This is a genomic window from Streptomyces sp. NPDC090025, from assembly GCF_044748125.1.
Taxonomy (GTDB): Bacteria; Actinomycetota; Actinomycetes; order Streptomycetales; family Streptomycetaceae; genus Streptomyces.
In genome coordinates this window covers 343,315-365,379 of the sequence record NZ_JBIVFL010000003.1, presented here as the reverse complement: position 1 = coordinate 365,379, position 22,065 = coordinate 343,315, and the positions used below count along the sequence as shown (strand labels likewise).

Sequence of the window (22,065 nt, the reverse complement as noted above, 5' to 3'; positions counted from 1 at the left end):
CGTGAACCCTTCGCTGCTCGTGCCGTTCTACGAGCATCCCGCCGACCGCCCCGCCGAGTGGGCCGCCGTCGTCGCGGCCGCCCCCGGCCTGTACGGGGTGGTCCTCAACCCGGCGAGCGGCGCGGGCCACGCCGCCGACCCGGCGTTCACGGCGGTCGCCGCGCGGCTGCGGGCGGCCGGGACGCGGGTGCTCGGCTACGCGGACACCGACTACGGCCGCCGCCCGCACGCCGAGGTGGTCGCCGACCTGGTCCGCCACCGCGACTGGTACGGCGCGGACGGCGCCTTCCTCGACCAGGTCCCGACCGCCCCCGAGGCGCTGCCCCACTACCGCCGCCTCACCGTCGCGGCCCGCGCCTCCGGCGCCCGCACCCTGGTCTTCAACCACGGCACCCACCCGGCCCCCGGCTACGAGGCCCTCGCCGACCTCCTGGTCACCTTCGAGGGCCCCTGGGACGCCTACCGGGCCCTCGACCTGCCGGTCGCGGACCACTACTGCCACCTGGTGTACGGGGCGCCGCCCGAGGTCCTGCCGAGGACGCCGGTGCACTGTGTGGTGCCGGGGGCGGGGGCGCATCCGTGGGGGACGCTGCCGTACGCGGTGGGGTGAGGGGGCCGGGCCAGGACGGGTCGGTCCGGGTGCCGGGTCAGCGGGTGCCGCTGTAACAGGTCACCCGGTCCTTGCCGGACCCGCCCTGCCCTTCGCTCGTCCACCAGGCCCACACGGGCGCGCCCTTCGGGAGCCAGCCGGGCCGGACCGTGTCGCGGGCCAGCGCGCAGGCGATGTCCGCCCGCCGCTGGGTCTCGGCGGCGTCCGCACCGGCCCGCAGCGGGATCTGGGCGAGCACGCGGGCGTCGTGCCGGCCGGCGCAGGACACCCGTACGACGATGTACGCCAGCCGCTGGCCGGTCGCGAAGTCCACGCAGCCGCCGTCCCGGACGTCCCGGAGCGGCGCCACGTCCCCGGCGGCCGTGCGGACCGGGCCGTCGGGGGCGGTCGTCGGCGGGGACTGGCCGGGGCCGGTGAGGTTCAGTTCCACGGTCAGGCCGGTGAAGCCGCCGAGCGGGCCGTCCTTCCTGAGCACCGGGGTCAGCTCGGCCCGGGCCCGGGTGATCCGGCCCTGGCCGTCCACGGAGACGGTGAGCGGCACGGGCTTGCCGTGGACGGAGCTGAGCGCGGCCACGTCCAAGTGCGGCCGGAGGTCCTTGGGGAACAGTGCGGGCAGCGAGGTCAGCGGCAGCCCGGCCCGGTACTCGTGGCCCGTGGGGGAGTCGGTCCGACCGGTCGCCGTCGCGGAGCCGAGGGATTCCAGGAGCGTGCCCCCGATGGGCGCCTCGACACCGCGCAGGTGCTCCAGCGGATCGCTCGCCTCGCCGTCCAGGGTGTCGGCCGAGGTGTAGCGGATCCAGTAGCCGGCGGACGCGGCCCGGTAGTGGATCTGCCGGCTGTCGACGAGGTAGGAGCCCGAGGCGGCGCCGGAGCCGTTGACCGCGGTGCTGCCGACCAGGGCGTCCCGGGTCGGCTTGGCCAGGGCGGGCGGGGTCCGCCAGGCCACCGTGGTCTGCCCGCGGCGCCCGTCGAAGTCCATCCGGCCGCTCATCGTCTGCACCGCGTCGCCCTTGGCCGAGGTGAAGGTCAGCCGCTGTGTGAAGGCCGTGGTGCGGGCCCGCTGGGTCTGGCGCACCGCGTGGAGCAACTGACGGTCGAGCCGCTGGTCGAACACGGGGTGCCTGGACGCCGTCGGTGCCGGGGCGGCGGTACCGCCGCCGGTGCACGCGGTGAGGGCCAGGGCCGAGACGGCGAGCGCGCCGACGACGGTCGCTAAGCGAGAGGTGATCATGCGTACATGACAGGTGAGGGGGGCGGTTGGTTGCCCCGTGGCCGGTCACGAAACGGCCTCCGGCCGGCCGGGGCGGCGGTCCGGGCCCGGCACCGCGCCCTCACCCCAGCGTCAGCCCCACCAACGCCACCGTCACCGCCACCTCCTCCACCGCCCCGAACACATCCCCCGTCACCCCGCCGAACCGCCGCACACACCGCCGCAGCACCAGCTCCGCCACCCCAAGGGCCGCCACCAGCACCAGCGGCAGCCGCAGCGCGTCCCACGGGGAGGTCAGCGCGCCCGCCGCCGCGGCCAGGGCGAGGACCGGGAGGGTGGTGAGGGCGGCGGCGCGGCGCGGGACGGTGGACGCGACGATCGCGCCGAGGCCCTCCGGGCGGGCCGCCGGGACGCCCTCGCGGGAGGCGAGGGTGAGGGCGAGGCGGGCCACGGTCGCCGACAGGGCGGCGCCGACCGTGCCGTACGCCCAGCCCTCCCCGTACAGCTCCGCGAGCGCCGCCACCTGGGCGAGCAGTGCCACGGCCAGGGTGATGACCCCGAACGGACCGATGTCCGACTGCTTCATGATGCGCAGCGCGTCCGCCGCGGGCTTCGCGCTGCCGAGGCCGTCCGCGGTGTCGGCGAGGCCGTCCAGGTGGAGGCCCCGGGTGAGCGCGGCGGGCACGGCGACGGTCAGGACGGCGGCCAGCAGCGGGCCCGCGCCGAGCAGCAGGAACACTCCGCCGACCGCGGCCGCGAACAGGCCGACGACCAGGCCCGCGAGCGGGGCGCAGAGCATCCCGGCGCGGGCCGCGTCACGGTCCCAGCGGGTGATGCGGGCGGGGAGCACCGTGAGGGTGCCGAAGGCGAAACGCAGGCCGTCCATCCGCGGAAGGGTAGTGCCACGGAGCGGACGCTAAATTGTTCATACCGTCAGATCCTTCGGAAACCGGACCGATCGGCAGAGGGTGGCATGGGTCACTGGTTCTCGCGCAACATTCTCGAACCCGGGAAGCTCCCGATGTTCCTGGCCCTGACCTCCTTCGTGCTGACCTTTCTGGTCACCCGGACGATCACCCGGCTGATCCGGGCGGGCAAGGGCCCGTTCCGCAACGTCTCCTCCGGCGGCCTGCACATCCACCATGTGGTGCCGGGCGTCGTCCTCACCGTCCTCGGCGGCTTCGGCGCCGTCGGCAGCGGACGGCACGGACCGGGCGCCGCCGTCTTCGCCGTGGTGTTCGGCATCGGCGCCGGGCTCGTCCTCGACGAGTTCGCGCTGATCCTGCACCTCGACGACGTCTACTGGACCGACGCGGGCCGCCAGAGCGTCGAGGTCGTCGTCCTCACCGCCGCCCTCGTGCTGCTCACCCTCGCCGGGTTCTCGCCGCTCGGCGTCGACGACCTGTCGTCGGAGGAGCGCCAGGACCGGGTCTCGTTCATCCTGACCCTCGCGGTCAACTTCCTGTTCGTGCTCGTCGCCCTCATGAAGGGCAAGTTCCGGATGGCCGTGATCGGCACCCTGGTGCCGTTCGTCGCCATCGTCGGCGCCGTCCGGCTTGCCCGCCCCGGCTCCTGGTGGGCCCGCCGCCTCTACACCCACCGGCACCGGGCCAGGGCCCGGTCCCGGATCCGTACCTACCGGCACGACAAGCGCTGGGTACGGGTGCGGCGCAAGGCTCAGGACCTGATCGGCGGCTTCCAGGAACGGGTCCCGGGCCGCGGCCCGACGCCGCCGCGCTGACCGGCCCGGCGCTCCCGCCACTCCTGGACGGCGATCACGAGCAGCACCGCGGCGATCGCCGCCAGGTGCTCCTTGCCCGCCAGGTTGTTCTTGATCAGCACCTCGACCACCATCGCGACGACCACCAGGGCGCCGGTCCAGCGGGCCCGGTAGCGCCAGCACACGTACACCGCGAGGCCGACCACCGCCGCCGACGGGCCGGTGTCCACCACCCGCGCGTCCGAGGCGGGCAGCCCGAGGGGGTTGTCCGGGCCGAGCGCGATGCCGACCCGGGCGTACAGCGTCCCGGCCAGCGTCGCCAGATACGCCAGGCCCAGCGTCCGCCACCGGCCGAGACAGATCTCGGCGATCCCGAACACCAGCAGGATCTGCGCCAGCGCGCCCCATACCGGCAGGTCGAGCGCGGGGACGAACAACGACAGCGGGGTACGCAGCAGGGCCGGGCCCAGCGGGTCCTCGGCCCGCACCGAGCCGATGTCCTGGACCAGCTGGTAGCCCCAGTCCTGGTTCTGCACGATCTGGAAGACGGCGGTCAGGCACACCGCGGCCAGGGTCATCGGGATCGCCCGCCAGCGCCGGGCGGCCAGCGCCGACCGTACGGTGCCGAACAGTGGACCCCACTCGCGTCGCGCGAACCCCTTCAGGGTCCCGCTCAACGCCGGCCCTCCAGGTGCTTGCGGTGCAGCCACTTCGGCAGTCCCGGGGCCTCCAGGAAGCCCTCGGCGCGGCCGGCGGCGAGGCCGATCCGCAGCAGGTCGGCGCTCTTCTCGAAGAGCATGAATCGGGGCTCCCAGATCGGTCGGTACTTGGCGTTGGCGCGGTACAGCGACTCGATCTGCCACCAGCGGGAGAAGAAACTGAGCAGCGAACGCCACATCCGCAGCACGGGCCCCGCCCCGAGCTTCGAGCCGCGTTCGAAGACGGACCGGAACATCGCGAAGTTCAGCGAGACCTGAGTGATCCCGATCTCCTTCGCGCGCTGCAGCAGCTCGATGACCATGAACTCCATCAGGCCGTTCTCGGAGTCCCGGTCACGGCGCATCAGGTCGAGCGAGAGCCCCTTCGGGCCCCACGGCACGAAGGAGAGCACCGCCCGCAGCTCACCGGCCGCGTCCGAGCACTCCAGCATCACGCAGCGCCCGTCGCGCGGATCGCCGAGGCGGCCCAGCGCCATCGAGAAACCGCGCTCGGTGGCGCCGTCGCGCCAGTCGTCGGCCTTGCGCAGCAGCTCGTCCATCTCGTCGGCCGGAATGTCCTCGTGCCGCCGGATCCGCACCTCGTACCCGGCCCGCTTCACCCGGTTGAACGCCTGCCGCACGGTCCGCATGGCCCGCCCGTCGATGGTGAACTCGTCGGTCTCCACGATCGCCTCGTCGCCCAGCTCCAGGGCGTCGAGACCGTGCCGGGCGTAGATCGTCCCGGCCTCCTCGCTCGCGCCCATCACCGCCGGGATCCAGCCGTGCTCACGGGCCTCCGCCAGCCACGGGTCGATCGCCCCCGGCCACGCCTCCGGGTCGCCGATCGGGTCGCCCGACGCCAGCGACACGCCGCCGACCACCCGGTAGACCACCGCCGCCTTCTCGCTCGGCGACCACACCACGCTCTTCTCCCGGCGCAGCGAGAAGTAGCCGAGCGAGTCCCGGTCGCCGTGCTTGTCGAGCAGCGTCCGCAGCTTGTCCTCGTCGTCCTCGGTCAGCGGGTCCACCGCGCGCCGCGACTTGAACGCGGCGAACAGCACCGCGAACAGCAGCGCCGTCGACATCACGTTGATCACGACGTCCACCCAGCCCGGCGTGGCGATGCCCGGGAAGCGGGAGTCGTCCGCCGCCAGCGTGACCAGGCGCATCACGCCGTACCGCCAGCGCTCCAGGAAGGTCGAGTGCCCCGTCGAGGTGTTCGTCCAGGTGACCAGGGCCGCCGCGAGCAGCGAGGTGACGAGCAGCCCGCCGACCGCCGCGACGACCGCCGCCAGCGGGTTGGAGCGGTCACCCTTCGCGTAGAACTCCTTGCGGCCGAGCAGCAGCGCCAGCACGAACGCGGCCGTCAGGACCAGCGACACCCAGTTCTGCGCATGCGCCCGGATCTCCGGGAACAGCATCACCAGCGCGAACAGCAGCAGGAAAAGGCCGCTGAGCACGAAGTTCAGGATCCACGCCGCCCGCTTGCGGCGGCGCATGGTGATCGCCAGGAACAGCGTGAACACACCCGACGCGAAACCCGCCGTCAGCAGGTACGGGGTGAAGTAGTCGTCCTCGTTGTGCCTGCGCAGGTCCTGGCCGAACGACACCCAGACGGCGCTCAGGAAGTTGATGAACGTGACGACCCGCAGATACCAGACGGCGAACGCGGCGCTCCGCCGCGACCGGACCGTGCTCTGGGGCACTCCCTCGCTGGACAAACGGACCTCTCCCATGAAAAGCGATCATATGGGGCATCGCTTCGCATGGCTGCCCGCCGGATGCGACCGCGCCCGCGTGGCGGACCGGCCGAAGCACCCGACGCCATGCCAGGGCCCGATCCACCAGACAGGCCCTAGCGGCTCAGCTCTCCCCGTCCACGGCCGAAGCGGCCGCCCCCTCGGCCGGAATGGTCGGCTCCGGCCGCTCGGGCAGCTCCGCCGCCAACGCGGCGGCGGCCCGGACGAGAGGAAGCGCGAGCAACGCCCCGGTTCCCTCGCCCACAGTGACGCCGTGATCCAGCAAAGGGTTGAGCGCCATCCGGTCCAAAGCCTTCGCCTGCGCCGGCTCCCCGCTCACCTGACCCGCCAGCCACCAGTCCGGCGCCCGGAACGCGGCCCGCTGCGCCACCAGCGCACACGCCGCACCCACCACACCGTCGAGCAGCACCGGCAGCCGCCGCACCGACGCCTGCAACAGGAAACCCGTCGTCGCCGCCAGATCCGCGCCGCCCACCGCCGCCAGCAGCTCCAGCTGATCACCCAGCGCGGGCCGGGCCCGCCGCAGCGCGTCCCGCACCGCCGCACACTTGCGCATCCACGCCAGATCGTCGATCCCCGCGCCGCCCCGACCCGTCACCACCGACGCGTCCGTCCCGCACAGCGCCGCGATCAGCACCGCCGCCGGAGTCGTACCACCCACGCTCAGATCACCGAGCACCACCAGATCGGTGCCCGAATCCGCCTCCTCGTCGGCGACCGCGATCCCCAGCTCCAACGCCGCCAACGCCTCATCGGCCGTCAGCGCGTCCTCCACGTCGATCCGGCCCGAACCCCGCCGCACCCGCCGCCGCGACACCTCCGCAGGCAACAGCCCCGGATCACAGTCGAGACCCGCGTCCACCACCCGCACCGGCACGTCCTGCGCCCGCGCCAGCACCGCCACCGGGCTCACCCCGTCGAGCACCGCCCGCACCAGCTCATGACCACCACCGGCCGCCCGCCCGGACACCCCGAGCGACGCCACCCCGTGGTCACCCGCGAACAGCACCACCTTCGGCGCCACCACCGGCCGCACCGGCACGGCACCCTGCGCCGCCGCCAGCCACTCACCCAGCTCGTCGAGCCGCCCCAGCGCACCCGGGCGGACAGTCAGCCGCTCCCTGCGCTCCTCGGCGTCACGCCGTATCCCCCCGTCGGGGCGCTCGATCAGATCGGAGAAGTCGTCGAGGTTCAAGGTTGCTTCCGCCTAGGCATCAAACGCTGGTGGGCACGCACACATCGGTCGCTCGCACCCTACCCGCGCAGCACCAACGCCTGCCCCGCCACCACCAGAAGCACTTCCTCGCACTCCGCCGCGAACGCCGCGTTCAACCGCCCCAGCTCGTCCCGGAACCGCCGCCCCGACGCCGTCGCCGGCACCACCCCCGAACCCACCTCGTTCGTCACCGCCACCACCCGCCGCCGCGTCGCCCGCACCGCCGCCACCAACGCCGCCACCCGCTCCGCCAACGCCTCCCGGCCCCCCGACCCCCACACCTCGTCGTCCCACGCCCCCACCGCGTCCATCGCGTCCGTCAGCCACAACGACAGACAGTCCACCAGCACCGGCGGCCCCTCCGCCGCCAGCAACGGCACCAGATCCGTCGTCTCCGCCGTACGCCACGACCCCGGCCGCCGCTCCCGGTGCAGCCGCACCCGGTCCGCCCACTCCTCGTCGCCCCCGCGCACCCCGCCCGTCGCCACGTACAGCACGTCGGGGAACGTCTCAAGCCGCCGCTCCGCCTCCACCGACTTCCCCGACCGCGCCCCACCCGTCACCAGCGTCCGCAGCGGCACATCCGGCACCGCGTGATACTCACCCACGTACAACGTCGTCCCGTCCGGCACCGCCCGCGCCCCCGCCGCCGCCAGCCGCCGGTCCAGCTCCGCCCCCGCCGGCGCGTCATGATCCAGATGCACCGCCACCACATCCGTCCCCGCGCCCACCGCCCCCGCCGCCCGCAACCGCGCGAGCGCGTCCGGCCGCCCCGTCACATCCAGCAGCACCATGTCGTACGGCGGCCGCCCCCCGTCCGGCAGCCCCGCCGGAGCCCCGCCCGGCGGCAGATACAGCAACCGCTCACCCTCCGCCGACACCACCTCGTACCCGGTCCCCGGCGCGTCCATCGGCACCGCCCGCACCGTGTGCCCGCTGATCAGCGTCAACTCCCGGCCGTCCGGCACCCGCCCCGCCGCCGGCAGCCCCGCGGGCAGCTCCACCGCGGGCCCGTCGTGCGGATGCGTCAGCAACACCTGCCGCACCCCCACCAACGAGTGGCCCGACCGGGCCGCCGCGAGCGCCGCACCCGGCGTCAGGTCGAGCAGCAGCGCCCCGTCCACCAACAACGAGGTCGCCGCCCGCGCCCGCTCCCCACGGGACACCGCGCACACCGCGCAGGGGCAGCCGGGCCGGGGGAGTCCGAGGGGGGCACCGGTGCCGAGCAGAGTCAGTTCCACCCCTAGATCCTCCCGCGCCCCCGCGAGGGGTGCGCGCCCGGCTACGCTGCGGGCAGGAAACCGATCATCCGGAGGCGGACATGGCATGGACGTGGCGGTTCGAGAAGTCCGACGGCACCGAGGTGGCTCCGGCGGTGACGCCGGAGGAGTTCACGACGCAGGGGGACGCGGAGTCCTGGCTCGGCGAGAACTGGCGGGAACTCCTTGACGGGGGGACCACACAGGTGACGCTCTCGGAGGACGGCACGAAGATCTACGGCCCGATGCAGCTGGACGCGGAGGGCTAGGGCGCGCTGCGGTTGCCGCGTTGCGCGGTGGGTGCGGGAGCGGGGGGTGTTCCGGGAGGTGGGTCCGGGACTGCATGATTTACGGCGCGGCCAACCGCCCTACAGTCCTCACCGCCCCTCCCGCCGCCCCACAAATCACGCTTTACGTCCCGGACCCACCTCCCTGCACACCCCCCACTCCCTCCCGCCGGTGACGCCCCCGGCGCGTGGAGGGTGACGACGTGGCCCACCCCCTTCCCCCTCCCCCGGCGCGCGGAGGGTGGCTGCGGGGAGCGGGGGACGTGCAGGGGGTCGTGTTCGGGACGTAAAGCGTGATTTGTGGCGCGGGAAGAGTCAGGTCAAGGACTGTGGGGCGGTTCCGCGCCGTAAATCATGCAGTCCCGGACACGACCCCCGGAACGGCCCACGCGCACCCACCCACCACCCGCACCCGCGCCCCCACCCACCACCCGCGCCCCCACCCGCGCCCCCTCAGATCTCGCCCAGCGTCGCCTCCGTCTTCTCCTCGCGCGAACCGCGCGTGAAGACCACCGACACCTCGTCCCCCGGCTTCCGCTCCGCCAACGACTCCGACAGCGACGTGATCGTCGTGATCGGATCGTCCGCCAGCCGTGTGATCACATCCCCCGCCCGCAGCCCCGCCTTCGCCGCCGCCCCACCCGCCGTCGCCTCCACGATCGCCACCCCGGCCGGCTCGTACGCGTCGTCGAGCACCGTCCGCCCGGTGATGTTCAGCGCCGCCCGCCCGGAGTCCGTCACCTTCCCGGTGGTGATGATCTGGTCGGCCACGGTCCGCACCATCGACGCGGGGATCGCGAACCCGATGCCGGGCGCCGAGCCCCCGCCCAGCTCGGGGTCGGTCGCGGCGAGCGTCGGGATGCCGATCACCTCGCTGTCGAGGTTGACGAGGGCGCCCCCGCTGTTGCCGGGGTTGATCGCGGCGGAGGTCTGCACCATGTTGCCGATGGTCGCGCCGGTGCCGCCGCCGGTGCGGCCCTCGCTGACGGTGCGGCCGGTCGCCGAGACGATGCCCTGGGTGACGCTGCCGGACAGGCCGAGCGGGGAGCCCATGGCGAGGACGATCTGGCCCATGTCGACCTTGCTGGAGTCGCCGAGCTTCGCGGCCTTGAGGCCGGACGGCACGCTGTCCAGCTTGATGACGGCGAGGTCCTGCTCGGGATAGGCGGCGACCAGCTTGGCGGCGACGGGCTGGCCGCCGGTCGCCGCGGTCACCTTGAAGGTGCGTTCCTGGCCGACGACGTGCGCGTTGGTGACGATGTGGCCGTTGTCGTCGTAGACGACGCCGGAGCCGAGGCTCTGCGAGGCGTCGATCTGGACGACGGAGGGCAGCACGTTCTTGATGACGGCCTGGTAGTCGTCCTGGAGCTGGTTGGAGACGAACGGGGCGGCGGCCTGGGTGGACCGCTGGGCCTGGGGCGCGGAGCCGCCGGAGCAGCCGCCGACGAGCAGGGTGGCGCAGGCCCCGGCGGCGAGGGGGAGCAGGAGACGTCTCATGACCGCAGTCTCGGCGCCGGGCGCCCCGCACGCCTCGGTGGAGGCACCCGATCAGGGGGTGCGGTACGGGGCCGGAGCCCGGCACGCGGCGCGGGCCCGTGCCGCAGGGCTCAGCCCCGTACCCCGCACAGATGCAGCAGTCCGGCGATCCGCCGGTAGGGCTCGATCCGCCCGGCCCGGTCCTCGGCGGCGAGCAGCCGCTCCAGCTCGTCGGCGGCGGGCAGGCCCACGTCGCCGGGGATGCCGTCGGTGAAGACCCGCACGCCGTACCAGGCGTGCAGCGGGGCGGCGATCCCGGCGAGGGTGGTGGTGAGGGCGTCGAGCCGGTCGGCCCGGACCTTCACCCCGTTGCGGTCGGTGTAGACGTCCGAATCGAAGCCGCTGAGCGCGCCCGTCCAGTCGCCGGCCAGCCCGGGCCGCATGGCGAGGGCCTCGGCGTTGCGCACGACGAGGGAGAGCAGGCCGCCGGGGGCCAGCATCCGGGCGAGGCCGGCGAGCAGGGCGTCGGGCTCGTCGGCGTACATCAGGACGCCGTGGCAGAGGACCACGTCGAAGCTGCCGGGCAGGAAGTGCACACCGGTCTCGCGGCCGTCGCCCTGGAGCAGCCGGACCCGCTCACGGATGCCCGCCGGTTCGGTGGCGAGCGATTCGCGGGCCGCCTTCAGCAGCTCGGGGTCGGCTTCGAGGCCGGTCACGGTGTGTCCGGCCCGGGCCAGCCGGAGAGCCTGGGTGCCCTGGCCCATGCCCGCGTCGAGGATGCGCAGCCGCTGCCCCACCGGGTAGCGGCCGGCTATCTGCTCGTCGAGCTGGCGGGCGATCAGCTCCTGGCGGATGGTGTCGCGCAGCCCGCCGGGCACGACGGGCCAGTGGCCGACCACGGGCAGCAGCTCGCCCGCAGTCGCGGCCGAGAGGTCCCCGCTCAGGGCCGCTCTCCGCGCTTGACCTGCGGCTTCGGCAGTCGCAGTCGGCGCATCTGGAGGGTGCGCATGAGGCCGTACGCGACGGCGCCGCGCTTCGGCTCGTTCGGGAAGCGCTCCGCGAGCTGCTTGCGCAGCCGCAGCCAGATGCCGATCGAGTCGATGACGATCATGGCGATCACACCGGCCCAGAGCAGCAGCGCGATGTTCTGCAGGCCACGGTTGGCGTTGCCGAACAGCGAGAGCACCAGGATGATCACGGCCATCGGCAGGAAGAACTCGGCGATGGTGAAGCGCGAGTCCACGAAGTCGCGGACGAAGCGGCGCACCGGGCCCTTGTCACGGGGCGGCAGGTAGCGCTCGTCGCCGCTGTTCAGCGCCTCGCGCTGACGGGCCAGGTCGGAGCGGCGCGCCTCGCGCTGGCGCTTGGCCGCGTCCTTGCGGTCCACGGGCGCGGACTGCGCGCGGCGGCGCTGGGTCTGTGCGTCACTCCGCTTCGGGGTCGGGCGGCCCTTGGGGGCCTCGGGGTCGCGGGGCTGCTTGGAGAGGTCCGCCGTCACCTTGTCGGTGGGGGCCTTCTCATCCTTCGAACGGCTACGGAACACAAGGCCAGGGTACGTGCTGCGGGGTGTGGGACCCAGCGTGGGCGGGAACGATCCGCTAACGGCCCGCGTCTTCGCCGGTGGAAGGGGCGGTGACCCGGAGATCTCCCTACTCCCTGGGCGGGATGCCGGAGGGTCACCACTCGTCCTTGGGGAGGAGCACATCAGGGCCCGAACAGTGCGGTAATGGAGAGAAGAACCGTACTGTGGTTCTTGTTGGAGTCCTTGAGCCGAGTCCGTCAGAAGGGGGCGCGCGAAGCCCATGAGCGGTGTCATGAAGCGTATGGGGATGATCTTCCGCGCGAAGGCAAACAAGGCCCTCGACCGGGCCGAGGATCCGCGCGAGACCCTCGATTACTCCTACCAGAAGCAGCTGGAGCTGCTGCAGAAGGTGCGTCGTGGCGTCGCCGACGTGGCGACCTCCCGCAAGCGCCTCGAACTCCAGCTGAACCAGCTGCAGGGCCAGTCCTCGAAGCTGGAGGACCAGGGCCGCAAGGCGCTGGCGCTCGGCCGTGAGGACCTGGCGCGCGAGGCGCTGTCCCGCAGGGCCGCGCTGCAGCAGCAGGTCAGCGATCTGGAGGTGCAGCACCAGACGCTCCAGGGCGAGGAGGAGAAGCTCACCCTCGCGGCGCAGCGGCTGCAGGCCAAGGTCGACGCCTTCCGCACCAAGAAGGAGACGATCAAGGCCACGTACACGGCGGCCCAGGCGCAGACCCGGATCGCGGAGTCGTTCTCCGGCATCTCGGAGGAGATGAGCGACGTCGGTCTGGCGATCCAGCGGGCCGAGGACAAGACGGCGCAACTCCAGGCGCGGGCCGGGGCGATCGACGAGCTGCTCGCCTCGGGCGCGCTCGACGACCAGTCGGGTCTGGCGAAGGACGACATCCAGGCGGAGCTGGACCGGCTGTCCGGCGGCACCGATGTGGAGCTGGAGCTCCAGCGGATGAAGGCCGAGCTGGCGGGCGGCCCGTCGGCGCAGCAGCAGGCCATCGAGGGCGGTGACGGCTCCGCGCAGGCGCAGGGCCAGCAGTCCCACCCCCGCTTCGACAAGCAGTAGTCCCGAGAGCCGCAGTCCCGACAGCAGTAGTCCCGAGCCCCGTAAAGGACGCGCGTCATGATCGTACGGATCATGGGGGAGGGCCAGTGGAAGCTGGCCGACAGCCACTTCGTGGAGCTGAACAAGCTCGACGACGAGCTGCTCGCCGAGATGGAGTCGGGCGACGAGGAGGGCTTCCGGCGCACGCTGGGGGCCTTGCTCGACGCGGTACGGCGGCTCGGCGCGCCGCTTCCGGACGACGCCCTGGAGCCGTCGGAGCTGATCCTGCCGGCTCCGGACGCGACGCTGGACGAGGTCAGGGACATGCTCTCGGACGACGGCCTGATCCCCGGCTGACACCGCGCCCGCTGCCGGGACGGGCGCTGATCGACTCGGTCCCGGGCGCCCGCACCCCGTACCGTTCTCCGCTGTGACGACCGACCGCTCCGATCGCAGCCTGCTCGCGCGGACCGGGCGCTGGCTGCGCACCCATCCGCTCGCGTTCGACGCGGGCCTCGCCGTGGCCGTGTTCGGGTGCATGGTCTTCGGCTCCTTCACCGACCCGCACGGCGACGCCGGCGGGCCGAGCTTCGGCGCGCGGGTGCCGACGCCCGGCGGGGTGGTCCTGATGCTGCTGGGGGCCGCGGCCCTGGTGTTCCGGCGCCGCCGCCCGATCCCGGTGCTCGCGGTCACCACCGGTCTTTCGCTGATCGAGCTGGTCGGCGACGAACGGCCGGTGCCGATCACCATGAGCGCCGTCGTCGCCCTCTACACGGTCGCCTCCCGCACCGACCGGCCCACCACCTGGCGGCTCGGCCTCGCCACCATGGCGGCGGTCACCTTCGCCGCCATGGTCTTCGGACCCACCCCCTGGTACGCGCAGGAGAACCTGGGTGCCTTCGCCTGGACCGGGATGGCCGCCGCGGCCGGTGACGCGGTGCGCAGCCGCCGGGCGTTCGTGGACGCCATCCGGGAGCGGGCCGAGCGGGCCGAACGCAGCCGGGAGGAGGAGGCCAGGCGGCGGGTCGCCGAGGAGCGGCTGCGGATCGCCCGGGACCTGCACGATGTCGTCGCCCATCACATCGCCTTGGTCAATGTGCAGGCCGGGGTCGCCGCGCACGTCATGGACAAGCGTCCCGACCAGGCGAAGGAGGCCCTCGCGCACGTCCGTACGGCGTCCCGGTCGGCGCTCGACGAGCTGCGGGCCACGGTCGGGCTGCTGCGGCAGTCCGGTGATCCCGAGGCACCCACCGAACCGGTGTCCGGGCTCGCCGTCCTGGAGGATCTGCTGGTCACCTTCCGCAACGCCGGTCTGCCGGTGGAGCTGGCCCGCACCGGGAGCGCCGCCGCGCTGCCCGCGGCCGTCGACCTCGCCGCGTACCGGATCATCCAGGAGTCGCTGACCAATGTGCGTAAGCACGCGGGCCCGGACGCGCGGGCCGAGGTGAGTGTGATCCGGGTGGGCCGCACGGTGGAGATCACCGTCCTCGACGACGGGTCGGGGACGGTTCCGGCGGTGGTCGCCGACGGCGGGTCCGACGGCGGGACCGGTGGCCTGGGCGGGCACGGGCTGCTCGGGATGCGGGAGCGGGTGACCGCGCTCGGCGGCACGCTCACCGCCGCACCCCGCTACGGGGGCGGTTTCCGGGTGCAGGCGATACTGCCGGTGCCGGCCGACCGCGGGGCGGACCGGCCGATCCGCGGGGAGGACGCATGACCATCCGGGTGCTGCTGGCCGACGACCAGGCGCTGCTGCGCAGCGCGTTCAAGGTCCTGGTGAACTCGGAACCGGACATGGAGGTGGTCGGCGAGGCCGCCGACGGCGCCCAGGCGGTCGCGCTCGCCCGCTCCGAGCGGGCCGATGTCGTCCTGATGGACATCCGGATGCCCGGCACCGACGGGCTCGCCGCGACCCGGCTGATCACCGCGGACCCGGAGCTCTCGAACGTCAGGATCGTCATGCTGACGACCTTCGAGGTCGACGAGTACGTGGTGCAGTCGCTGCGCGCCGGGGCCTCGGGCTTCCTCGGCAAGGGCGCCGAGCCCGAGGAACTGCTCGGTGCGATCCGGATCGCGCACGCGGGCGAGGCGCTGCTGTCGCCGGTCGCGACCAAGGGCCTGATCGCGAGCTTCCTGGCGCAGGGCGGCGGCGCGGACCCGGACGGCGCGGGCGGCCGCGGCTACTCGGAGCGGCTGTCGGCGCTCACCGCCCGCGAGCGCGAGGTCCTGGTCCTGGTGGCGGGCGGGCATCCGAACGACGAGATCGCCGACCGGCTCGACGTCAGCCCGCTCACCGTGAAGACCCATGTGAACCGGACCATGGCGAAACTCGGCGCGCGCGACCGGGCGCAGCTGGTGGTGGTGGCGTACGAGTCGGGGCTGGTACGTCCAAGGGTGGAGTGACCCCGGGGCGCGGCGTACTCCAGACGCGGTATGCGCGGCGGACGGATTTGGGCCCGGGGGCCGAGGATCGGGCCCTCCCCATGGCTGAAGGTGTATCCGGGGCACCCCTGGGGGGGAGCCCGGACGCCGGTCGAGCACGACGAGCACGACACGCACGACAAGCACGACGAGTCCGCCGAGTCTGCCGAGTACGCCGAGTACGCCACAGAAGAGAGTCCCCACCATGTCCTGGCTGTCCAGATTCAGCCTGTCGCAACGGGCCCTGATAGGGCTGATGTCGCTCATCGCGCTGCTCTTCGGGGCCATCGCGATCCCGCAGTTGAAGCAGCAGCTGCTGCCGTCGATCGAGTTCCCGGTGGTCTCGGTCATCGCCCCGTACCAGGGCGCCTCGCCCGACGTGGTGGAGAAGCAGGTCGTCGAGCCGCTGGAGAACTCCCTCAAGGCCGTCGACGGCATCAAGGGGATCACCTCGACCGCCGCCGAGGGCAGCGCGGTCATCATGGCCAGCTTCGACTACGGCGACGAGGGCACCAAGCAGCTGGTCGCCGACGTCCAGCAGGCGGTGAACCGGTCCCGGGCGCAGCTGCCGAGCACGGTCGAGCCGCAGGTGGTCGCCGGTTCGACCGACGACATCCCGACGGTGGTCCTGGCGGCGTCCTCGGACAAGGACCCGCAGGCGCTCGCCGACGAGCTGGAGCGCACCGTCGTCCCGGTCCTGAAGGACATCGAGGGCGTCGGCCAGGTCACCATCGACGGCGTCCAGGACCTCCAGGTCTCGGTCACCCCGGACGAGAAGAAGCTCGCCGCGGCGGGCCTGAGCACCCTGAAGCTGGCGGAGGCGCTGAAGAACGGCGGCGGCACCATGCCGGCCGGTGCCTTCACCGAGGGCGGCATGACCAGGACCGTGCAGGTCGGCGGCGGCTACACCTCGCTGAAGCAGATCCAGGACCTGCGGATCAAGCCCGAGCAGGGCAAGGCGGTCCGGCTCGGTGACGTGGCCACGGTCCGGCAGGACGAGGCCCGCCGGGTGTCGATCACCCGTACCGACGGCAAGCCCAGCCTGGCCGTGATGGCCACCATGGACAAGGACGGCAGCGCCGTCGACATCTCGGACGCGGTGCAGGACAAGCTGCCGAAGCTGCGTCAGGACCTGGGCGCCGGCGCCCAGCTGACGGTCGTCTCCGACCAGGGCCCGGCCGTCGCCAAGTCCATCTCCGGCCTCACCACCGAGGGCGCCCTCGGTCTGGTCATGGCCGTCCTGGTGATCCTGCTGTTCCTGGCCTCGGTGCGCTCCACCCTGGTGACCGCGGTGTCGATCCCGCTGTCGGTGGTCCTCGCGCTGATCGTGCTGTGGACCCGTGACCTGTCCCTGAACATGCTCACCCTGGGCGCGCTCACCATCGCCATCGGCCGGGTCGTCGACGACTCGATCGTGGTCCTGGAGAACATCAAGCGGCACCTCGGGTACGGCGAGGAGCGGCAGGCCGCGATCGTCACGGCGGTCAAGGAGGTGGCGGGCGCGGTCACGTCCTCGACGCTCACCACCGTCGCCGTCTTCCTGCCGATCGGTCTGGTCGGCGGCATCGTCGGCGAGCTGTTCGGTTCCTTCTCGCTGACCGTGACGGCCGCGCTGCTCGCGTCGCTGCTGGTGTCGCTGACCGTGGTGCCGGTGCTCTCGTACTGGTTCCTGCGCGCCCCGAAGGGCACCTCGGAGGACCCGGACGAGGCCCGCAGGCTCGCCGAGGAGAAGGAGAACCGCAGCAGGCTGCAGCGCGCGTACGTGCCGGTGCTGCGGTTCGCGACCCGGCGCCGCCTCACCAGTGTGGCGATCGCGCTCGTCGTCCTGCTCGTCACGTTCGGCATGGGCGGTCTGCTGAAGACCAACTTCTTCGACCAGGGCGAGCAGAAGCTGCTCAGCGTCAAGCAGGAGCTGCCGCCGGGCACCAGCCTGGCGGCGACCGACGAGGCCGCGAAGAAGGTCGAGAAGGTCATCGCCGACGCCGAGGGCGTCAAGGACTACCAGGTCACCATCGGTTCGTCCGGCTTCATGGCGGCGTTCGGCGGCGGCACCGGCACCAACCAGGCGTCCTACCAGGTGACCCTGGAGGACGACGCCCCGTACGAGAAGACCAAGGACGCCATCGACGCGGCGCTCGGCAAGCTCGACGGCATCGGCGACACCACGATCGCGGCGGGCGACGCCTTCAGCAACCAGGACCTGAAGGTGGTCGTCAAGGCCGCCGACTCGGACGTCCTGGCGAAGGCCGCCGACCAGGTCAGGAAGGCCGTGGCCGGTCTGAAGAACGTCACCGACGTGCAGAGCGACCTGTCCCAGTCGGTGCCGCGGGTCTCGGTGAAGGCCAACGACAAGGCCGCCGACGCGGGTCTCGACGACGCCTCGCTGGCGATGATCGTGGCGCAGGCGGTGCACGGCACCCCGTCCGCGAAGGCGATCCTCGACGACACCGAGCGCGATGTGGTGCTCACCTCGGCGAAGCCCGCGACCACGCTGGCCGAGCTGAAGGCGCTGCCGGTCGGCCCGCTGAAGCTGGGTGACGTGGCGACCGTCGAGCTGGTGGCGGGCCCGGTCTCCAAGACCCGGATCGACGGCGCCCGTTCGGCGACGATCACGGCGACCCCGACCGGGGACAACACCGGCGCGGTCAGCGCCGACCTGCAGAGCAAGCTGACGGCGCTCGACCTGCCGGAGGGCGCGACCGCGACCATCGGCGGTGTGTCGGAGGACCAGAGCAACGCGTTCGTGAAGCTGGGCCTGGCCATGCTGGCGGCCGTCGCGATCGTCTTCATGCTGCTCGTGGCGACCTTCCGGTCGCTGATCCAGCCGCTGATCCTGCTGGTGTCGATCCCGTTCGCGGCGACCGGCGCGATCGGTCTGCTGATCGCCACGGGCACCCCGATGGGCGTCCCGGCGATGATCGGCATGCTGATGCTGATCGGCATCGTGGTGACGAACGCGATCGTCCTGATCGACCTGATCAACCAGTACCGGGCGCAGGGCCTCGGCGTGGTCGAGGCCGTCATCGAGGGCGGCCGGCACCGGCTCCGCCCGATCCTGATGACGGCCCTGGCGACGATCTTCGCGCTGCTGCCGATGGCCCTCGGGGTCACCGGTGAGGGCGGCTTCATCGCGCAGCCGCTGGCCGTGGTCGTGATCGGCGGTCTGATCAGCTCGACGCTGCTGACCCTGCTGCTCGTGCCGACGCTGTACGCGATGGTGGAGCTCCGCAAGGAGCGCCGCGCGGGCCGCAAGGCGGCGAAGCGGGCGGCGAAGGACGGCGGCGAGGGCTCGGGCGGCGCCCAGGTCCCGCCGCAGGCCAAGGAGGAGCCGGCGGGCGTCTGACCCGTACGGCAGGCCCGTCGCACGCCCGAGGGGCGCTCCGCTTCGTGCGGGGCGCCCCTCGGTGCGTACGGGAACGAGCTCGGTGAATCGTTCCGGCGGTGACGGCGGTTACGGCAGGGCCAGCATCCGCTCCAGGGCGAGCTTGGCGAACGCCTCGGTCTCCCGGTCCACCTGGATCTGGTTGACCAGGTTGCCCTCGGCCAGCGACTCCAGGGTCCACACTAGGTGCGGCAGGTCGATCCGGTTCATGGTCGAGCAGAAGCAGACCGTCTTGTCGAGGAAGACGATCTCCTTGTCCTCGGCGGCGAAGCGGTTGGCGAGCCGGCGCACCAGGTTGAGCTCGGTGCCGATGGCCCACTTGGAACCGGCCGGGGCCGCCTCCAGGGCCTTGATGATGTATTCGGTGGAGCCGACGTGGTCCGCGGCGGCGACCACCTCGTGCTTGCACTCGGGGTGCACCAGGACGTTGACGCCGGGGATCCGGGCGCGCACGTCCTCGACGGACTCCAGGCTGAACCGGCCGTGCACCGAGCAGTGCCCGCGCCACAGGATCATCTTCGCGTCGCGCAGCTGCTTGACGGTCAGGCCGCCGTTCGGCTTGTGCGGGTTGTAGAGGACGCAGTCGTCGGGGGACAGGCCGAGGTCGCGGACGGCGGTGTTGCGGCCGAGGTGCTGGTCCGGCAGGAAGAGCACCTTCTCGCCCTGCTCGAAGGCCCAGTTCAGGGCCTTCTCGGCGTTGGAGGAGGTACAGATGGTGCCGCCGTGCTTGCCGGTGAACGCCTTGATGTCGGCGGACGAATTCATGTACGAGACGGGCACGACCTGCTCGGCGATCCCGGCCTCGGTCAGCACGTCCCAGCACTCGGCGACCTGCTCGGCGGTGGCCATGTCGGCCATCGAGCAGCCCGCGGCCAGGTCCGGCAGGACGACCTTCTGGTCGTCGCCGGTCAGGATGTCCGCCGACTCGGCCATGAAGTGCACACCGCAGAAGACGATGTACTCGGCCTCCGGCTTGGCGGCGGCGTCGCGGGCGAGCTTGAAGGAGTCGCCGGTGACGTCGGCGAACTGGATGACCTCGTCGCGCTGGTAGTGGTGCCCGAGGACGAAGACCTTGTCCCCCAGCTTCTCCTTGGCGGCGCGGGCGCGGGCCACCAGGTCGGGGTCGGACGGGGAGGGCAGGTCGCCGGGGCACTCCACGCCGCGCTCGCTCTTCGGGTCGGCCTCCCGGCCGAGCAGGAGCAGGGCGAGCGGCGTCGGCTGGACGTCCAAGGGCTGGGCGGTGGTCACGTCACGCACCCTTTCTACTTCAGCGGTGAGACTTCGAAACACCTTTTCGTCTAAATGACGCTATCTATCATAACCGGTTAATGTCAGTTTGACGATGGCCATAGTGTCGATGTGACGAATTCGAGCTCCGCACCGCTGGACAGGGTGTGCGAGCATGAAAAGAGGCAAAGACACGCCCAGGCCGGAATGAACCAGCGGCCCCGCCGGTTGCAACGTCGGCAAGCAGTCTCCGTACAACCCGGGAGAGATGTAGATGTCCGTATCGGACGAGACCACCACCGTCACCGACGGCATCATCGTGACCGACGCCGCCGCGGCCAAGGTCAAGGCCCTGCTCGACCAGGAAGGCCGTGACGACCTGGCGCTGCGCGTCGCCGTTCAGCCCGGTGGCTGCTCCGGCCTGCGGTACCAGCTGTTCTTCGACGAGCGCTCGCTCGACGGCGACGTCGTCAAGGACTTCGACGGCGTCAAGGTCGTCACCGACCGCATGAGCGCCCCCTACCTCGGCGGCGCCTCGATCGACTTCGTCGACACCATCGAGAAGCAGGGCTTCACGATCGACAACCCCAACGCCACGGGCTCCTGCGCCTGCGGCGACAGCTTCAGCTAAGCCTCACCCCGTACGCACGCGAGGGCGGTACCTCCCCGGAAGCCGGGAGGTACCGCCCTCGCGGGTTGTCGGGCCTACTTCTGCGGGATCCGCTGCCCGCTCGCGCCGTCCACCACCGCGCGGTCGCCCAGCGGGCTCCGCAGGGTCGTCGTGACGGTCACCTCCTGGGCGAGCATGACGCAGACCCGGCCCGGCTCCTTCGGGGTCTCCTCGACCCGGACGGTCACCGCGCCCGCGGTCTCGTCCGCCTTCACCGTGAAGTTGCTGCACACACCGCCCCAGAAGGTCACCGACAGCTTCCGGCCGCCCGGGTCCACGCCGTACGCGGTCACCGCGCGGGGCGCCGCGCCCTGGTCGGCGGAGGGGGTCGGGGCGGGGGAGGGGGTGGCCTCGGCCGGCGGGGCCAGGTAGCGGGCGTCGACCGCCGTGCGGGCCACCGTGAACGGGCGGGTGCCCGGCTCGCCCTTCGCGTCGAACAGCCACGACGGCACGAGCACCTGCTCGCCGGCCACGTACCGCGCGGCCAGCCCGAACCGCGCCCCGGTCACCGTCACCTCCCGCGGCGGCGCGGGCCGCGCGATCGTCGCGCACTGCGGCGCGGTGCCGCCCGGCGCGGGCGTGCCGCACGAGCCGTCGCCGATCCGGCCGGTGCCCTTCGACGCCTCGTTGAGGTCCGCGAGCGCCTTCTTCGCGTCCACCACCGGATAGACGGCGCCCTTCACCGGGTCCTTCAGCCGTCCGCCGCCCGCCGTCACGGCACCGTCCGAACCGATGTGCAGCGACGTCGACCAGCCGTACGTGGGCAGCCCGTCGACCACCGGATCGGCGTTCACCACCCGCACCGAGCCGTTCGAGATCCCGCTCGCGTCCAGCTTGGCGTCGTCCTGCCCGATCGCCTTCAGGATCGGTGCCGCGGCCGCCTTCGCCGCCGCCTCGCTCAGCGGCGACCCGCCGCCCGTCGGCGGCTTCGCCTCGCCCGGCGGCGGGCACGCCTTGCCCTTGAGGCAGGAGTCGCCGATCGGGAGGCCGTCGTACCGGCTGAGCGTCCAGCTGCCCGGCGCCTTGGCCGACACATCGAGCCGAAGCCCCGCACTGTCCTTCTCAGGGGTCAGCCGCCACACGTCACCGACCAGGGCCGGGGCGCCGGGGATGCCCAGTGCCTCGGCCAGCCGGGTCACCTCCGCGGAGGTGACCCGGCCCTCCGGCCGGTGGACCGCGGCCGAGGAGGGCCCTTGGGGGAGTGGGCCCTTGGTCCGGTAGACGGTGCCGTTCGGGCCACCGTCGGGGCCGCCGCCCGGATCCGGCTCGCCCGGGGCGATCCCCGGGCCGCCGTCACCCGCGCCGCCGCCTGTGCCGCTCGTACCGTCCAGACGCAGCGGCGGCGGTTCGGGAGCGGCCGACATCGACTTCGCGTCACCGGTGCCGTCGCCGTCACCGAACGCGGTGGCCGCGTAGTACACCCCGCCGCCGACCACCAGCACGCCCGCCGCCACCGAGGCGACGACCAGCGGACCGCGTTTCCTGGGCCGGTTCTCCGTACTGCTGCTCACCGCGCGCTCCTTCGACCGTGGTGTCCCTGCGGAAGACACCTC

General features: G+C 72.6%; 20 protein-coding genes. 9 read left to right on the top strand and 11 right to left on the bottom strand.

The window, feature by feature from the left end:
* Nucleotide 1 precedes the first annotated feature (1 nt).
* Nucleotides 2–610, top strand: a complete 609-nt coding sequence (locus ACIPXM_RS11015; protein ID WP_401654337.1) for a spherulation-specific family 4 protein — start codon at nt 2–4, stop codon at nt 608–610.
* 37 nt (nt 611–647) lie between these two features.
* On the opposite strand, the gene ACIPXM_RS11010 is transcribed toward ACIPXM_RS11015, so the two are convergent.
* Together ACIPXM_RS11010 and ACIPXM_RS11005 are read right to left on the bottom strand one after the other, a co-directional pair.
* Nucleotides 648–1,841, bottom strand: coding sequence for a hypothetical protein (locus ACIPXM_RS11010; protein ID WP_401654335.1), 1,194 nt, complete (start codon nt 1,839–1,841; stop codon nt 648–650).
* Nucleotides 1,842–1,941: 100 nt separating this feature from the next.
* Nucleotides 1,942–2,706 carry an adenosylcobinamide-GDP ribazoletransferase gene (locus tag ACIPXM_RS11005; protein WP_401654333.1) on the bottom strand — a complete coding sequence of 255 codons (765 nt, stop codon included), beginning with the start codon at nt 2,704–2,706 and terminating at the stop codon, nt 1,942–1,944.
* A gap of 87 nt (nt 2,707–2,793) precedes the next feature.
* Between ACIPXM_RS11005 and ACIPXM_RS11000 the strand changes: the two genes are divergently transcribed.
* The gene (locus tag ACIPXM_RS11000) at nt 2,794–3,561 is read left to right on the top strand and encodes a hypothetical protein (RefSeq protein ID WP_401654331.1); all 768 of its coding nucleotides are present in this window, start codon (nt 2,794–2,796) and stop codon (nt 3,559–3,561) included.
* Here ACIPXM_RS11000 and ACIPXM_RS10995 read toward each other — a convergent pair.
* The 4 genes from ACIPXM_RS10995 to ACIPXM_RS10980 all read right to left on the bottom strand — a co-directional run bounded on the left by ACIPXM_RS10995 (nt 3,498) and on the right by ACIPXM_RS10980 (nt 8,455).
* Entirely contained in the window at nt 3,498–4,217 is a 720-nt protein-coding gene (locus ACIPXM_RS10995) for a hypothetical protein (RefSeq protein WP_401654329.1), read from the bottom strand. The two genes, ACIPXM_RS11000 and ACIPXM_RS10995, sit on opposite strands and share 64 nt — an antisense overlap.
* Nucleotides 4,214–5,974: a phosphatidylglycerol lysyltransferase domain-containing protein gene (locus tag ACIPXM_RS10990; RefSeq protein ID WP_401654327.1), complete on the bottom strand. Its 1,761-nt coding sequence runs from the start codon at nt 5,972–5,974 to the stop codon at nt 4,214–4,216. The genes ACIPXM_RS10995 and ACIPXM_RS10990 overlap by 4 nt, the downstream gene beginning before the upstream one ends.
* A gap of 127 nt (nt 5,975–6,101) precedes the next feature.
* Entirely contained in the window at nt 6,102–7,193 is a 1,092-nt protein-coding gene (cobT, locus tag ACIPXM_RS10985; RefSeq protein ID WP_401654325.1) for a nicotinate-nucleotide--dimethylbenzimidazole phosphoribosyltransferase, read from the bottom strand.
* A 59-nt stretch (nt 7,194–7,252) separates the two neighbouring features.
* Nucleotides 7,253–8,455, bottom strand: a complete 1,203-nt coding sequence (locus ACIPXM_RS10980; protein ID WP_401654323.1) for a bifunctional adenosylcobinamide kinase/adenosylcobinamide-phosphate guanylyltransferase — start codon at nt 8,453–8,455, stop codon at nt 7,253–7,255.
* 80 nt (nt 8,456–8,535) lie between these two features.
* Here ACIPXM_RS10980 and ACIPXM_RS10975 point away from each other — a divergent pair, with 80 nt between their 5' ends.
* Entirely contained in the window at nt 8,536–8,742 is a 207-nt protein-coding gene (locus ACIPXM_RS10975) for a hypothetical protein (RefSeq protein ID WP_401654321.1), read from the top strand.
* A 471-nt stretch (nt 8,743–9,213) separates the two neighbouring features.
* Here ACIPXM_RS10975 and ACIPXM_RS10970 read toward each other — a convergent pair whose 3' ends face one another.
* From ACIPXM_RS10970 to ACIPXM_RS10960, 3 genes are all read right to left on the bottom strand, one after another.
* The gene (locus tag ACIPXM_RS10970) at nt 9,214–10,257 is read right to left on the bottom strand and encodes a S1C family serine protease (protein ID WP_401654319.1); all 1,044 of its coding nucleotides are present in this window, start codon (nt 10,255–10,257) and stop codon (nt 9,214–9,216) included.
* A 110-nt stretch (nt 10,258–10,367) separates the two neighbouring features.
* On the bottom strand, nt 10,368–11,135 hold the full coding sequence (locus ACIPXM_RS10965) for a class I SAM-dependent methyltransferase (protein WP_401654317.1): 768 nt from the start codon (nt 11,133–11,135) through the stop codon (nt 10,368–10,370).
* 41 nt (nt 11,136–11,176) lie between these two features.
* On the bottom strand, nt 11,177–11,779 hold the full coding sequence (locus tag ACIPXM_RS10960; protein WP_401654315.1) for a DUF3043 domain-containing protein: 603 nt from the start codon (nt 11,777–11,779) through the stop codon (nt 11,177–11,179).
* Between the two features lie 259 nt (nt 11,780–12,038).
* On the opposite strand from ACIPXM_RS10960, the gene ACIPXM_RS10955 reads away from it, so the two are divergent.
* From ACIPXM_RS10955 to ACIPXM_RS10935, 5 genes are all read left to right on the top strand, one after another.
* A complete protein-coding gene (locus tag ACIPXM_RS10955) occupies nt 12,039–12,833 on the top strand; it encodes a PspA/IM30 family protein (protein WP_401654313.1) in 795 nt (264 codons plus the stop codon).
* A gap of 57 nt (nt 12,834–12,890) precedes the next feature.
* Nucleotides 12,891–13,169, top strand: a complete 279-nt coding sequence (locus tag ACIPXM_RS10950) for a hypothetical protein (protein ID WP_401654311.1) — start codon at nt 12,891–12,893, stop codon at nt 13,167–13,169.
* Nucleotides 13,170–13,242: 73 nt separating this feature from the next.
* Nucleotides 13,243–14,529 (top strand): sensor histidine kinase, encoded by a 1,287-nt coding sequence (locus tag ACIPXM_RS10945; RefSeq protein WP_401654309.1) that lies wholly within the window; start codon nt 13,243–13,245, stop codon nt 14,527–14,529.
* Nucleotides 14,526–15,215, top strand: coding sequence for a response regulator (locus ACIPXM_RS10940; RefSeq protein WP_401654307.1), 690 nt, complete (start codon nt 14,526–14,528; stop codon nt 15,213–15,215). Before ACIPXM_RS10945 ends, ACIPXM_RS10940 begins: the two co-directional genes overlap by 4 nt.
* Nucleotides 15,216–15,438: 223 nt before the next feature.
* Nucleotides 15,439–18,576 (top strand): efflux RND transporter permease subunit, encoded by a 3,138-nt coding sequence (locus ACIPXM_RS10935; RefSeq protein ID WP_401654305.1) that lies wholly within the window; start codon nt 15,439–15,441, stop codon nt 18,574–18,576.
* Between the two features lie 108 nt (nt 18,577–18,684).
* Here ACIPXM_RS10935 and nadA read toward each other — a convergent pair whose 3' ends face one another.
* Nucleotides 18,685–19,872, bottom strand: coding sequence for a quinolinate synthase NadA (gene nadA, locus ACIPXM_RS10930; protein ID WP_401654303.1), 1,188 nt, complete (start codon nt 19,870–19,872; stop codon nt 18,685–18,687).
* 244 nt (nt 19,873–20,116) lie between these two features.
* On the opposite strand from nadA, the gene erpA reads away from it, so the two are divergent.
* Nucleotides 20,117–20,473, top strand: a complete 357-nt coding sequence (gene erpA, locus ACIPXM_RS10925) for an iron-sulfur cluster insertion protein ErpA (protein ID WP_401654301.1) — start codon at nt 20,117–20,119, stop codon at nt 20,471–20,473.
* A gap of 74 nt (nt 20,474–20,547) precedes the next feature.
* Here the strand turns inward: erpA and ACIPXM_RS10920 are convergent, their stop codons facing one another.
* A complete protein-coding gene (locus ACIPXM_RS10920) occupies nt 20,548–22,023 on the bottom strand; it encodes a hypothetical protein (RefSeq protein WP_401654299.1) in 1,476 nt (491 codons plus the stop codon).
* Nucleotides 22,024–22,065 lie beyond the last annotated feature (42 nt).

What these genes read in the sequence shown, in the direction of transcription:
- ACIPXM_RS11005 (WP_401654333.1), bottom strand. Translation starts at nt 2,706, where the DNA reads ATGGACGGCCTGCGTTTCGCCTTCGGCACCCTCACGGTGCTCCCCGCC.
- ACIPXM_RS10940 (WP_401654307.1), top strand. Translation starts at nt 14,526, where the DNA reads ATGACCATCCGGGTGCTGCTGGCCGACGACCAGGCGCTGCTGCGCAGC.
- ACIPXM_RS10990 (WP_401654327.1), bottom strand. Translation starts at nt 5,974, where the DNA reads ATGGGAGAGGTCCGTTTGTCCAGCGAGGGAGTGCCCCAGAGCACGGTC.
- ACIPXM_RS10955 (WP_401654313.1), top strand. Translation starts at nt 12,039, where the DNA reads ATGAGCGGTGTCATGAAGCGTATGGGGATGATCTTCCGCGCGAAGGCA.
- ACIPXM_RS10975 (WP_401654321.1), top strand. Translation starts at nt 8,536, where the DNA reads ATGGCATGGACGTGGCGGTTCGAGAAGTCCGACGGCACCGAGGTGGCT.
- ACIPXM_RS11010 (WP_401654335.1), bottom strand. Translation starts at nt 1,841, where the DNA reads ATGATCACCTCTCGCTTAGCGACCGTCGTCGGCGCGCTCGCCGTCTCG.
- ACIPXM_RS11000 (WP_401654331.1), top strand. Translation starts at nt 2,794, where the DNA reads ATGGGTCACTGGTTCTCGCGCAACATTCTCGAACCCGGGAAGCTCCCG.
- erpA (WP_401654301.1), top strand. Translation starts at nt 20,117, where the DNA reads ATGTCCGTATCGGACGAGACCACCACCGTCACCGACGGCATCATCGTG.
- ACIPXM_RS10970 (WP_401654319.1), bottom strand. Translation starts at nt 10,257, where the DNA reads ATGAGACGTCTCCTGCTCCCCCTCGCCGCCGGGGCCTGCGCCACCCTG.
- ACIPXM_RS10950 (WP_401654311.1), top strand. Translation starts at nt 12,891, where the DNA reads ATGATCGTACGGATCATGGGGGAGGGCCAGTGGAAGCTGGCCGACAGC.
- ACIPXM_RS10935 (WP_401654305.1), top strand. Translation starts at nt 15,439, where the DNA reads ATGTCCTGGCTGTCCAGATTCAGCCTGTCGCAACGGGCCCTGATAGGG.